This is a genomic window from Flavobacterium sp. MEB061 (assembly GCF_000834715.1).
In the GTDB taxonomy this organism is placed as follows: domain Bacteria; phylum Bacteroidota; class Bacteroidia; order Flavobacteriales; family Flavobacteriaceae; genus Flavobacterium; species Flavobacterium pectinovorum.
This window is the reverse complement of sequence record NZ_JXQR01000054.1, coordinates 1-394: the sequence shown is the minus strand read 5'-3', so window position 1 is coordinate 394 and position 394 is coordinate 1. Positions and strand designations below refer to the sequence as shown.

General features: G+C 39.8%; 1 pseudogene. It reads right to left on the bottom strand.

The window, feature by feature from the left end:
• Positions 1 to 394, bottom strand: a pseudogene (locus RT99_RS25435) (hypothetical protein); the annotation flags it as partial.

The window sequence follows — 394 nt, the reverse complement described above, 5'->3', positions numbered from 1 at the left end:
TGTTGAAGAAGTTACCTTGATGGTTTTGTCTTTTACAGAAACCAGAAGTCCGTTTTCAATATTTTCAAAATCTCCTGTTCCAAGTGTTTTGTTGGTGTAACGCAATACCAAACGATCGGTAAAAGTTCCTTTCTCGGTAGTAAAGGTATAATCGCTTGTTGTCAAATCGTATATTACCCCGGTTTTCTTGTCTTCCAGATAAATGGCATGGCTGCTCAAATCACCATCGGTCTTATCAATAGAAATCGTAAAGTCTCCGGTTATCGTTGTATTGTACCCCAAAGGAACCTGATCTGCATCTGTAAAAGGCAGGGCACGTCCCTGGATAACATAATTGTTTCCGTTGTCAACACTATAGAAATCAACATACGGATTGGCATTAAAACTCACCCCG